This window comes from Plantibacter elymi (nom. nud.) (genome assembly GCF_900177795.1).
GTDB lineage: Bacteria > Actinomycetota > Actinomycetes > Actinomycetales > Microbacteriaceae > Plantibacter > Plantibacter elymi.
Genome location: NZ_FXWJ01000005.1, coordinates 342,461 through 354,648, shown reverse-complemented (window position 1 = coordinate 354,648; position 12,188 = coordinate 342,461). Strand labels below are relative to the sequence as shown.

Genomic DNA, 12,188 nt, shown 5'->3' with positions numbered 1-12,188 from the left:
CGGTGCGGCCACCCGAGTGAGCCCGAACCGGCGTGACCGCGGATCGCAGCGCCGAGCGCGCCGCTCCGGAGACCCGCGCTCACGCCACAGACCCGCGCTCACGTCAGCGCACCGCGCTGGCGCAACCCGCCAGGTCAGCCAGCGAGAGCCGGGACCTTCTTCGGCTGCACGATGAACCAGAGCGCACACACCGACACGACCGAGGTCGCGGCCATCACGGCGCCCATGGGGATCGCGGTACCGATCCCCAGCACCCCGACGATGGGCGAGATGAGTCCCGCGAGGCCGAAGTTGAGCGCCCCGAGGAGCGACGCCGCCGTCCCGGCCTCGTGCCCGTGGTTCGCGAGGGCGAGCACCTGCACCGCCGGGAAGCCGAAGCCGCACGACAGGATGAAGAAGAACAGCGGCACCAGCACACCGAACAGCCCGACGTCGGCCATCGTCAGCGCGACGATCGTGACCGCCGAGATGAGCTGCACGATGGTCGTGCAGGCCAGGATCCACTGCGGCCCGTACCAGCGCATGAGGCGGGACGAGATCTGCACGCCGGCGACGATGCCGAGCGAGTTCACCGCGAACAGGAGACCGTACTCCTGTGCGTCGAAGTCGTAGACCTCCTGGAAGAGGAACGACGAGCTCGAGAGGTAGGCGAACAAGCCCGAGAAGCTCATGCCACCGATGAGGGCGACACCGACGAACACGCGGTCGCTGAACACCGAGCGGTAGCGGTCGCGGACGGTGCTGTGTCCGGCGTCGCGACGCCGCGCCGGCGGCAGGGTCTCGACGATCCAGAGCGACACCGCGATGACGACGAACAGTCCGTAGGCGGCGAGGAACACGAAGAGGCCGCGCCAGTCGAGGACGAGGAGGAGCTGCGAACCGATGACGGGGGCGGCGATCGGCGCGAGCCCGTTCACGAGCGCGAGTCGCGACAGCATCCGCACGAGCGGCTTCCCGCCGAAGAGATCGCGGACCATCGCCATCGCGACGACACCACCGGCCGCCGCACCGGCACCCTGCAGCACGCGGAACACCATGAGCCACCCGATGTCGGGCGCGAACGCGGCGCCGACCGAGGCCAGGATGTGGATGCTCGTCGCGAGGATGAGCGGGAGACGCCGGCCGACCTTGTCGCTCCAGGGCCCCATGAAGAGCTGGCCCACCGCGAAGCCGATCGTGGTCCCGGTGAGGGTGAGCTGGATGAGGCTGACCGGGACGTCGAGGTCCTGTTCGAGGATCGGGAACGCCGGCAGGTAGAGGTCGATGGTGAACGGCCCGAGCGCGGTGAGTGCGCCGAGCACGAGGATGTAGACGAGGCGCTGCCTGCCCGAGAGCGAGTCCCCGGGGTGGACGACGGTGATTCCTGCGGTGTGCACTGGTGAACGGATTCCTAGCGAGGTGCGGAGGTGGGAGGGGTGACCCGAACCGATGTCGAATCGATTCGAGAAGCGGCGTCAAGGCTAGCAGCCGGGGACGCGTTTTCGCGACACCCCCGGACGACCGATCGGCGTCGACCTCGCTCCACAGCCCCTGGGGAGCAGGGTCGTCTCGACGACTCCCAGGTGACCGCCCAGCATCCGTTTCACGACGTTCGCTAGGCTGATCCGGCTGCAGGCGAACCGGTCGCGGGCCGCCTGTCCGGAGCCCGATCCACCTTGCGTACGCCCCCGATGCAGGCCCCGTAGCCGCCGACGGAAGAGAGCCATGCCAGACCACTCCCGAGCCCCGCTGCCGTTTCAGGTCGACCTCCGCGGAGTCGTCGACCTCCTCAGCCGCCACATCTACTCGGGACCGCGCGTCTACCTCCGCGAGCTCCTGCAGAACGGACGCGACGCCGTCGCAGCCCGTCGCGCCGAGGACGCGACGGCTCCTCCCGGCAGACTCCTGATCACCCCGCACGTGCCGCCGTCCGGCTCGGAGGCGGGCTCGCCGTTCCGATTCCGCGACGACGGTGTCGGGCTGACCCGAGACGAAGCCGCCGAGCTGCTGGCGACGGTCGGCCGCAGCTCCAAGCGCGGCGACCTCGACGAACTCCAGCGCGGCGACTACCTCGGGCGGTTCGGCATCGGGCTGCTGAGCTGCTTCATGGTCGCCGACACCATCACCGTCCGCAGCCGCTCGGCTCGTGGCGGTCCGGCCATCGAGTGGATCGGCGACGCCGACGGCACGTTCACGATCCGAGAGCTCGACGACGCCACGACCGCCGCCATGCCGATCGGCTCGGAGGTCGTGCTCGACCCACGCATCGACGGCCCACTGCACGACGGCAGTCTGCTCGGGCACGGCACGGTGCGCGGCCTCGCCACGACCTTCGGACGGTTCCTCGACCTCGACGTCGAGGTGGTGGATCCCTCCGCACCCGACCACCCGGTGCGCATCAACGTCGACCCGGTGTTCCGGACGGCTGAGGCGACCACTCGCGAGGCACTCCTGGCGTTCGGGGAGGACCTCCTCGGGACGCGCCCGTTCGACGCCGTCGAGATCGTGGTCCCCGGCACCGGCACCCGCGGCACCGCCTTCGTCCTCCCCTCGCCGCCTCCGCCGGGCGCCCGGCAGGCGAGCCGGGTCTACCTCGGCGGCATGCTGCTGAGCGAACAGATCGACGACCTGCTGCCCGAGTGGGCGTTCTTCGTGCGCTGCATCGTCGACACGACGGGACTCCGCCCGACGGCGTCGCGCGAGCAGCTCGTGCAGGACGACGCGTTGGAGTTCACCCGCGAGGCCATCGGATCAGCCCTGCGACGGTGGATCCTCGACCTCGCCCGCCAACGGCCGCACCGACTCCAGGAGTTCATCGGCGTCCACCAGCTCGGCATCAAGGCGATCGCCGCGCACGACGACGACCTCGCGAGCGCCGTCGTCCGGTGGCTCCCGATCGAGACCTCTGCCGGCACGATGACCATCGACGAACATCTGTCGCAGACCGGCGTCATCCGGTACACGGCATCCCGCGACGAGTTCCGTCAGATCGCCGCGGTCGTCGATCCGGCCTCGCCGATCGTCAACGGCGGGTACGTGTACGACCAGGAGATCCTGGAGCGGCTGCCCCACCTGATCGACGGCGTGCGGGTCGAACGGGTGACGGTCGCCGACGAGCTCGACAACCTCGAGCCGCCGCACCTGGACGATCTGGCCGCGACGACGGCACTCGAGGACCGCGCCAGCCGCGTGCTCGCCGAGGTCGAGTGCCGGGTCTCGGTGCGCCGGTACCGGCCGGACGACCTCGCCGCCCTGTACGTCGCCGACCCGTCCGTGCTCCGACGGCTCGAGCGGCACCGGGCCGCCTCGGTCGCGCCGGGCATCTGGTCGCAGGTCGTCGGGGCCGTCGACTCCTTCCTCGCCGACGCCGGCCCGGGAGGCGCTGAGACGGACACCGCAGCCCGGCTCTGCCTCAACTGGAACGCGGCGCTCGTCCGCCGCTTGGCGACGCTCGACGACGACCTCGTCTTCGAGCGCAGCATCCAACTGCTCTACGTCCAGGCGCTCCTCGCCGGGCACCGCCCCCTCGAAGCACGCGACCGCCGCATGCTCGACGCAGCCATGACCGACCTGATCGGCCTCAGTGTCGGTCTCGACGACAAGGAACTCCGATGACCGACACCACCGCCATCCCCGTGAACGACATCGACCCCGACGCGAGCGTCCAGGACCTCCTCGAGGAGGCAGACACCCTGCCCTGTGGTCCCGCCGAGCGAGCACTGCTCGACGAGGCGCTCCGGCGAGCTGAGGCCGCCGGCGACGAGGAGGCCGCGTACGCGACCCGCATGCGGTTGACGCAGTCGGCGCACATGACGGGCGACACCGACACCATGTTCAGCTCCTTCGGCTGGTGCGTCGGCAAGCACGACGCGGACCCGGAGCGCTTCCCGATCACGGTCGACGGCTGCGACCTGCTGTTCCAGTACAAGTGGATGGCCGGCCGGCTCTCGACGAACCCGACCTTCTCACTCGCGCAGATCGAGGCCATGCACGAGGACATGCGGGCGAGGTACGCGGCAGCGGGCGCCACCATGAGCGGCGTGGTGCAGTCGCAGTTCCACATCGCGACGGTGACCGGCCGCCTCGACGAGGCCGCCGCGTTCCTGGAACGCCGCTCGACCATCGAGGACGACCGGTACAGCCACTGCGAAGCGTGCGTGCGCAACGAGGACGCCTGGTTCCATCAGCTCCGCGGGCACGACGACGATGCGATCCGGATCTACGACGAGATGTTCGAGAACCGCATGAGCTGTGGTGAGGAGCCGGAGACGAGCGAGGCACAGGCGCTCCTCCCCTACCTCCGCGCCGGCCGGTTCGACGATGCCAAGGCGGCGCACCAGCGCAGCTACCGGGTCGCCCGTTCCAACGCCGACGGATTCGGCATCATCGCCGACCACCTCGTGTTCTGTGCCGTCACGGGCAACGAGGCGCGCGGCCTGGCGATGCTCGAACGCCACCTGCCGGCCCTCGTCAACGACCCCATCAACCTGTCCGGGCACGCCGACGGGCTCATCGCGGTCGGCGTCCTGCTGGATGCCGTCGCCCGAGCCGGTCACGGTGATCTGCCCGTCCGCGGTGCCGACGCCCCGGACCTCGCCCGGTACCTCGGCACCGAGTCGACCGCCGCCGCCGACTGGACCGTCACCGCGGTCGCGGCGCGCGCCTGGGCAGCCGCCGAGCACCTGACCCGCGCCTTCGACGAACGCAACGGCAACGGCTTCCGCACTGAGCGGCTCGAGGCCGCGCGGGCACTCGCGACGGAACACTGGGACCTCCCGCTGTCGGTCGAGGGGTTCGCAGCACCCGTCGCCGAGCCGGAACCGGCGACCACGGCCGCCGAGTGGCGCGAACGGACCTCCGCGCTCCTGCAGAGCGCCGATCCACGCGCTGCGATCGTCGCCGCCGAGCAGGGCCTCGCGCTCCTCGCGGACGACGCGGATCCCGACGAGAACCTCCGCGCCGGGCTCCTCGGCGCGATCGCGCAGGCAGCGGTCATCGAGGGCGACGACGACCGCGCGGGGGCGGCCTGGGCCGACCGCGACACGGCGCTCCGTGCAGCAGGACGCATCGCGGTCGCCGACGTCGAGGCCCGCTTCGGCGTGGCGCTCCTCGGCACGGCGACCGAGGACCGACTCACCCTCCTGCTCGCCGAGCTCGACGACGCCCGTCTCGTCCCCGTCGACGCGGACCGGCTCATCCACACGCTCGTCGTCACCGCGCGCCATGCGTTCGAGCTCGCGGGAGCGCAGACCGAGCAGGAGTCGGCGGAACGGTTCATGGGGATCGCCGATCGGCTCGCGGGTGAGGCCGTGCTCGCCGCCGCGGTCGACGACCCGGGTGAGGCAGGTCCGCCTGCCCGTCTCCTGCACGCACACCTCTTCGCCGTGACCGGCCGGATCGAGGAGGCGGCAGAGCTCCTCGACCCGCTCCTCGAGCCCGGGCAGCGGGCGTCGGTCCGTCTGCCGGCACTGACGCTCCGCACCCGGATGCTCGGCGGGGCCGGGGCGTTCGCCGAGGGGGTCGCGCTCGCCGACGAACTCGTCGCGCTCCAGACACTCCTCGGCAACCGACTCGGCATCATCCAGGCGTGCTCCCTCTCGGCGGCGCTTCTGAGCGACGCCGACCGCGATCGCGAGGCCGCGGCCCGCATGCAGCTCGCGATCACCCACGCGAAGCGGGCGGAGTACGCCGACCTCGACTCGCTCACGCTCCAACTCGCGCGGTACCTCCAGTTCGCAGGTGATGCCGCCACGGCACTCGAGCACTACGACGAGGTCTACCAGACGAAGCGCGAGCACGCCGCGCCGGGTGAGCTCGCGGACCTGCTCGCCAACATGGGCGAGGCCGCGCGCATGATCGGTGAACACGGCATGGCGTACGGCGTGTGGCGCGCCGCGATCGACGACGCCGCGTCCGTCGGGAACGACCAGGTGGTCATCCGCACCGGCTTCGGGTTGAGCACGCTCCTCGTCCAGTTCGAGGACGACGACGCGATCGAGGTCATCGACCAGGCGCTCGCCGCCGCTCGTCGTCTGGGCGACCCGCAGCTCCTCGTCCAGGCGCTCCAGCGCGCGGCGAGCGCACGGGCGGCCTTCGGCGACGACACCGGGCTGCCGCTCTACTCGGAGGCTCGTGACATCGCCTCGGCGCACGAGGCCGCGTGGCTCGTGGCCGACATCACCGATTCGGAGGCCCGCTCGCTCGGTGCGCTCGGACGCGCCGACGACGCGACGGCGACGGCTCGGCTCGCCGCTGCGGGGTTCGTGGCCGCCGGCGACGAGAACGGCGCGGCGGTGGCCGAGGTGTTCGCGGCGAGGTCGCGGGTCGCCGTCGACGACCACGCCGGTGCCGTCGACCTGTTCCGTTCGGCTCGCGGACGCCTGCCTGCAGGCTCGCCCGACTGGACGACGGTCACGGCCGAGCTCGCGGACGCGTACGAGCGCTTGGAGCAGCACACCGATGCCGCGCTGCTCCGGGCCGAGATCGAGGAGTGATCGGGACCGTCCTCAGCGTGTCGGCGGCACCGCGAGGACGGTCTTCGGACCGCGCCTAGGGCAGTCGCGCGAAGGCGCGGACGGGGAAGGTCGCGAAGTCCTCGACGAGTGGCGGCGTCGCAGTGAAGGCGGCGCCGCTCGCGGGGAGCTGCTCGAGGCCGGTGAGGTGCTCGACCACCTGGATCCCGGCCTCGAGGAGCAGCGAGTGGGCCGGACGCGCGCCACCGGATCCCGGCTCGGTGTCGTCGATGTTGATGGAGTCGATGCCGACCAGCACCACGCCCTGCTCGACGAGGTACCGCACCCCGTCCTCGGCGAGGTAGGGAGCGTCCTTCGTGTAGGCCTCGGTCGCGAAGTGACGGTCCCACCCGGTGTGCAGGAGGACGGCGGTCCCGCGCAGCTCGCGGTCGAGGAGGGCGTTCGCGCCGATGCCGCGTTCGGTGGAGTCCTGGAGGTGGAACACCTCGGCCGGGAGGTCGACGAGCTGTTCGAGCGTCAGGCTCGCGAGGTCCCCACCGCCGGCGTAGCGGTGGTACGGGCTGTCGAGGTAGGTGCCGGTGTTGCCGACCATCTCGATGATGTCCATCGCGAACTCGGTGCCCTCGGCGTACTTCGGGCGCGAGTCCTCACGCGTGAGGAACGGACGGATCACCGGCTCCGGCAGCCCCGGGTAGGTGCGGAGGCCGGCACGGATCGGGTGGCTGAGTTCGACGAGCGCGCCCTCCGGACGGGGCCGCCCGGCGTCCGCCTGCGCTGCGGCTGCCGGGATCTCGAGCCCGGCAGCCGCTGCCGCTGCCAGGATCCCGCGGGAGCCCTTGTGCTGCTCGCGCACGATCTCGAGCTTGGTGATGCGGATCTCGCCGACCATCGCGAGACCGAGGTGCGTGACGAGCAGCCGACCGACCTCCTGCTGCTGCGCCTTCCCCTTCGCCTGCGCGATGGCGGGCGGCAGGTCGAGACGGAAGTCCTCGACGGCGAGACCGCCGCCGTTCAGGAAGCTGACGGTGGCATCGAGGACGGCGCGTTGTTCGGTCATGCTCTCATTCTGGCGGGGGCCGCAAACCTTGCCGAGGGATTCCCGGCCATGGGCCACCGATATCCGGCCATGACCGTGGGGTTCCGTCGACTCGACGGCTGAGCGCACTCCACAAGCAGCCCTCATGAGGCTTTTGTACACAGGGCTTGCATATCACATACCTCATGCCTATCCTCGATATGCAAGGACGGCTGACGAACCCGTCCGCGGACGAGGAGAGCCCCCATGAAGCACCAACGAACCCTGTCGATCGCCGCTGCAGCCGCCACGCTGGCCGTGCTCTCCGCGTGCACGGGCGACTCCGGGGGCGAGCGTGTCGGTCGCTGCGCGGTCGCAGACGAGTTCGCCGCTGGAACGCCGGTCGACGCGACGCCGTCCGGTGAGATCACCTTCCAGACCACCGCGCTGAAGGCCTCGTTCTCCGAGTACTTCACCGAACTCATCGAGGACTTCGAGGCCGCCTACCCCGGCACGACCGTCATCTGGGAGGACGACCCTGGCGACGGCAGCTTCGCCACCCGGCTCGTCGCGGACGCGCAGGCATGCTCGCTGGCAGACGTCGTGAACATGCCGCTCGCCACCGCCGGCGGGCTCCGCGAACAGGGCTTCCTCGCCGACCTCGACGCCGCGTCACCGGGCATCGGCGACGACTTCATCCCGAGCCTCTGGGACAGCCTGGTCCTTCCCGGCGACGACCACCACTACGTGCTCCCCTGGTACTGGGGCCTCATCGGCCTCCAGACGTACAACACCGAGCTCATGCAGCGCGCCGGGCTCGACCCGGAGCAGCCGCCGACCACCTTCGAGGAACTCTTCGACGCGGCCGATCAGGTCGCCGAACGGTCGAACGGCGAATTCAGTGCCTTCTCCGCGAGTCTCGGTCTGCGACTCCCGCTCGAGTGGCAGCTGCAGGAGGCCGAGGTCATCGCGGACGACGGTTCGGCGTTCGTCTTCGCCGACGATCCGGCCGTGCAGGAGTGGACCGAGCGCATGACGCGACTCGCGCTGGCCGGTGGCATCCCGAAGGACTCGATCGCGTCCGATGACGAGCCCACCGCCCTGTTCACCCAGGGCGCGACCGTCTGGGGCTCGCCGAACGCCTCCTCGCTCCGGTACGTGCAGGAGGGCAATCCGGGCGTCTATGAGCACGTGGGCGTCTCGTCCCTGCTCGACCGCCGCGGCACGGCGATCGCCGAGGTGCAGACCATCGGTGTCCCGAGCACGAGCACCAACCCGGCCACCGCCATCGCGTTCGCGCGGTTCCTCCTCGCCGCCGAGCAGCAGAACCGCTTCATCAGCGACCCACGCATCCAGAACTTCCCGAGCACCACCGAGTCGCTCGGCATCCCGAAGCTCACGGACATCACCGGCACCGCACCCATCGACGAGGCGAACCGTCTCGCCGTCGACCTCGCCAACGAAGCGGAGATCGTCACCATCGTGCAGTGGAGCGACGCGGTCGCGAACGCGGTCAACGCCGAGCTCCAGCTGGCGCTCACCGGGAAGAAAGCGCCGCGTGAGGCACTCCAGGCCGCCCAGGACGCTGCCAACCGGGTCATCGGAGCCGATGCTCGATGACGACCGCGATCCACCTCAACGGGGCGGCGCGCTATCGACCGCCCTGGGTGCCGCTGCTGTGGTGCGCACCCGCGCTGCTGATGATCACGATCTGGAGCGTCGGGCCCTTCGTCGGGACCATCGCACTGTCGTTCACCGACACGTCCCCGCTCGGCATGGGTGGAGCGTTCGTCGGCCTCGACAACTACCGCTCGATCCTGCAGGATCCCGCGTTCTGGTCCGCGACCGGCAACAGTGTGCTGTACGCGATCATCGCCGTCCCGTTGCTGATCGTCCTCCCGCTGCTGCTCGCGCAGCTCGTCCACACCCGGCTCCCCGGGATGGGGTTCTTCCGCTCCGCCTACGCCGCTCCGATCGTGGCGTCCGTCGTCGCGGTCGGGCTGGTCTGGCAGAACCTCCTCGGTGAACAGGGGCCCGTGAACACGGCGCTCCAGCGGGTCGGTCTCATCCAGCAGGCGGTGCCGTTCCTCTCCGAGGGGTCGCTCATCCTGCTCAGCGCCATCGCCCTCACGGTGTGGCGTGGGCTCGGGTGGTACCTGATCTTCTACCTGGCGGCGCTCTCCAACATCCCCCGTGAGCTGTACGAGGCGGCCGAGCTCGACGGCGCCGGCCCGACGCGACGGTTCCTCACCATCACGGTGCCGGGCACCCGCCTCACGATGCTCCTCGTCGGGCTCCTCGCCGGCATCGGGTCGCTCCGCGTGTTCAGCGAGGTCTACCTGCTCGGCGGCGCCACCGGTGGTCCGGGAGGCGAGGCACGGACACTCCCGTTCTTCATCCGCGACGCAGCGCTCGACCCCATCACCGGCAACGCGGGCTACGGTGCGGCCGCGAGCGTGGCGCTCTTCGCACTCACCGCCGTGTTCGCCGTGCTGGCGCAGCGCTTCGGCGGGGAGAAGGACGCATGAGCGCGCGCATCGAGCAACCGCCCGCACGACCGCTCCTGCGGCGTCGGCGTCGGCGCTGGTCGAGGACGACACCGGTGCGGTACGCGCTCCTCCTTTTCGTGCTCGTCATCTCCGTCGGCCCGCTGCTGTGGCAGTTCCTGTCGTCACTCAAGGGCTCCGGCGAAGCACTCTTCGGGCGCGACGCCACCCTGTTCCCGCAGTCGCCGACGCTCGACGCCTACGTCACGATCTTCCGGCAGATCCCGATGGACGCGTACCTGACGAACAGCGCGATCGTCTGCGCGCTCACCATCGCCTCCCAGGTGGTGCTGCCGACCGCAGCCGGGTACATGCTCTCCCGACGCGGCTGGCGCGGGCGGCGGGTCACCTTCACCGTCCTGATCGTGTCGATGGTCGTGCCGTTCGAGTCGATCATGGTGTCGCTCTTCCTCATGACCCAGGAGCTCGGCCTGCTCGACACCCTCGTCGGCGCGTGGCTCCCCGGTGCGGTCTCCGCGATGAACGTCCTCATCATGCGGGCCGCGTTCACGGCGGTGCCCGACGAGATCGAAGACGCCGCGTTCCTCGACGGCGCTTCGGAGTGGCAGCGGTTCACCGCCCTGTTCCTGCCGTCGTCCATCGGCGCGATGCTGGTCGTCGTCGTCAACTCGTTCATCACCGCGTGGGACGACTTCCTCTGGCCGCTCCTCGTCCTGCGGAGCGAGTCGTCGTTCACCGTCTCGCTCGGACTCGCACGACTTTCGGCGTCGTCGTTCGGGTTCGACCCCAGGGTCGTGATGGCCGGATCCATCATCGCCGTCGTCCCCGTCCTCGTGGTGTTCATCGTGCTGCAACGATGGTTCCACCGAGGCGTCGCAGCAGGAGGAGTCAAGTGAGTCAACAGCCGCACCACCACGAGCACCGTCCCGTCCCGACCGAGGGCCAGTTGCGTTGGCAACAGGACGGCTTCGGCGTGTTCTTCCACTTCGGGGTCAACACCTTCGCCGGCAAGGAATGGAGCGACGGCACCCTGCCCGCCTCGAGCTTCGATCCGAGCGACCTCGATGTGCGGCAGTGGGTGCGCGTCGCGGCCTCGATCGGCGCCGGATACGTCATCCTCACCGCGAAGCATCACGACGGATTCTGTCTCTGGCCGACCACGACGACCGATTACAGCGTCGCATCCTCACCGTGGCGGGACGGCCACGGCGACATCGTGGCCGAGCTCGCAGCAGCCTGTCGCGAAGCGGGTCTCGGACTGGGGCTGTACCTCTCGCCGTGGGATCGCCACGCTCCCGAGTACGCCGACGAGGCGCGCTACGCCGAGGTGTACGCCCGGCAGCTCACCGAACTGTGCACGAACTACGGCGAGCTCGTCGAGCTGTGGTTCGACGGCGCCGGGTCCGAGGGGTACACCTACGACTGGCCCGGCATCTCCGCGATCATCGAACGGCTCCAGCCGCAGGCCATGGTGTTCAACATGGGTGCCCCGACGATCCGCTGGGTGGGCAACGAGAACGGTCTCGCCGAAGACCCGGTGCGGTACGTCGTCGACCACACCGACTTCAGCAACTACACCGTCGTCACCAGCCGGTTCGAGGAGGCCCTCTACCTGCCGCCCGAGTGCGACGTCTCGCTCCGCCGCGGCTGGTTCTGGCACGCGGACGACGAGCCGAAGTCGGTCGAGCATCTGCTCGCGATCTACTACCGGTCCATCGGACTCGGCGCGAACCTCCTCCTCAACCTCCCACCAGACACCCGCGGGCTCCTCCCCGATGCCGACGTGGAACGCGTGACCGCCTGGGCCGCGGAGCGCGACCGACGCTTCGCGCGACCGATCCCGGGAACGCTGACCACCGACGGGTCGACGGTCACCGTCACGTTCGCGGGACCGGTCACCGTCGATCACCTCCGGCTGCACGAGGACCTCACCGCCGGGCAGCTCATCGACGGCCACGAGGTCCGGACAGCGGAGGGCCGCACGCTCGTCGAAGCGGGTTCCGTCGGCGTCTCGAGGGTGCACGTGTTCGAACCGGTCACGACCGATCGGCTGACGATCGCGCTCGTCCCCGACAGCACCGACGAGGCGGGCCGCGCCTGGGAAGCACCGGTACCGACACTCCTCGCGGTCACCGCGTTCCACGCCGGCACGAGCACCGTCCCTGAGCTGCCGAGGGGATACGAGGCTCCGACGGACGCCCCCGACTGAGTGCT

Annotated in this window: 8 protein-coding genes; 6 read left to right on the top strand and 2 right to left on the bottom strand. The window is 70.3% G+C overall.

Annotated elements, in window-relative coordinates; genetic code table 11:
• Positions 1-134: 134 nt before the first annotated feature.
• Positions 135-1,376, bottom strand: coding sequence for a multidrug effflux MFS transporter (locus CCK91_RS16885; RefSeq protein ID WP_205858686.1), 1,242 nt, complete (start codon positions 1,374-1,376; stop codon positions 135-137).
• Positions 1,377-1,704: 328 nt separating this feature from the next.
• On the opposite strand from CCK91_RS16885, the gene CCK91_RS16880 reads away from it, so the two are divergent.
• Together CCK91_RS16880 and CCK91_RS16875 are read left to right on the top strand one after the other, a co-directional pair.
• The gene (locus CCK91_RS16880) at positions 1,705-3,594 is read left to right on the top strand and encodes an HSP90 family protein (protein ID WP_086474987.1); all 1,890 of its coding nucleotides are present in this window, start codon (positions 1,705-1,707) and stop codon (positions 3,592-3,594) included.
• Positions 3,591-6,473 carry a hypothetical protein gene (locus tag CCK91_RS16875; protein ID WP_086474986.1) on the top strand — a complete coding sequence of 961 codons (2,883 nt, stop codon included), beginning with the start codon at positions 3,591-3,593 and terminating at the stop codon, positions 6,471-6,473. The genes CCK91_RS16880 and CCK91_RS16875 overlap by 4 nt, the downstream gene beginning before the upstream one ends.
• Positions 6,474-6,528: 55 nt before the next feature.
• On the opposite strand, the gene CCK91_RS16870 is transcribed toward CCK91_RS16875, so the two are convergent.
• Positions 6,529-7,509, bottom strand: a complete 981-nt coding sequence (locus CCK91_RS16870; RefSeq protein ID WP_086474985.1) for a cyclase family protein — start codon at positions 7,507-7,509, stop codon at positions 6,529-6,531.
• Positions 7,510-7,734: 225 nt separating this feature from the next.
• On the opposite strand from CCK91_RS16870, the gene CCK91_RS16865 reads away from it, so the two are divergent.
• The 4 genes from CCK91_RS16865 to CCK91_RS16850 are packed head-to-tail and all read left to right on the top strand — an operon-like array spanning position 7,735 to position 12,183.
• Positions 7,735-9,087: an extracellular solute-binding protein gene (locus CCK91_RS16865; RefSeq protein WP_086474984.1), complete on the top strand. Its 1,353-nt coding sequence runs from the start codon at positions 7,735-7,737 to the stop codon at positions 9,085-9,087.
• A complete protein-coding gene (locus tag CCK91_RS16860) occupies positions 9,084-9,995 on the top strand; it encodes a carbohydrate ABC transporter permease (protein ID WP_086474983.1) in 912 nt (303 codons plus the stop codon). Before CCK91_RS16865 ends, CCK91_RS16860 begins: the two co-directional genes overlap by 4 nt.
• Complete coding sequence (locus CCK91_RS16855) at positions 9,992-10,870, top strand: carbohydrate ABC transporter permease (RefSeq protein ID WP_086474982.1); 879 nt, start codon at positions 9,992-9,994, stop codon at positions 10,868-10,870. Before CCK91_RS16860 ends, CCK91_RS16855 begins: the two co-directional genes overlap by 4 nt.
• Positions 10,867-12,183 carry an alpha-L-fucosidase gene (locus CCK91_RS16850; protein WP_242664589.1) on the top strand — a complete coding sequence of 439 codons (1,317 nt, stop codon included), beginning with the start codon at positions 10,867-10,869 and terminating at the stop codon, positions 12,181-12,183. Before CCK91_RS16855 ends, CCK91_RS16850 begins: the two co-directional genes overlap by 4 nt.
• The last annotated feature ends 5 nt before the right edge of the window (positions 12,184-12,188 follow it).

What these genes read in the sequence shown, in the direction of transcription:
- CCK91_RS16880 (WP_086474987.1), top strand. Translation starts at nt 1,705, where the DNA reads ATGCCAGACCACTCCCGAGCCCCGCTGCCGTTTCAGGTCGACCTCCGC.
- CCK91_RS16875 (WP_086474986.1), top strand. Translation starts at nt 3,591, where the DNA reads ATGACCGACACCACCGCCATCCCCGTGAACGACATCGACCCCGACGCG.
- CCK91_RS16870 (WP_086474985.1), bottom strand. Translation starts at nt 7,509, where the DNA reads ATGACCGAACAACGCGCCGTCCTCGATGCCACCGTCAGCTTCCTGAAC.
- CCK91_RS16865 (WP_086474984.1), top strand. Translation starts at nt 7,735, where the DNA reads ATGAAGCACCAACGAACCCTGTCGATCGCCGCTGCAGCCGCCACGCTG.
- CCK91_RS16860 (WP_086474983.1), top strand. Translation starts at nt 9,084, where the DNA reads ATGACGACCGCGATCCACCTCAACGGGGCGGCGCGCTATCGACCGCCC.
- CCK91_RS16855 (WP_086474982.1), top strand. Translation starts at nt 9,992, where the DNA reads ATGAGCGCGCGCATCGAGCAACCGCCCGCACGACCGCTCCTGCGGCGT.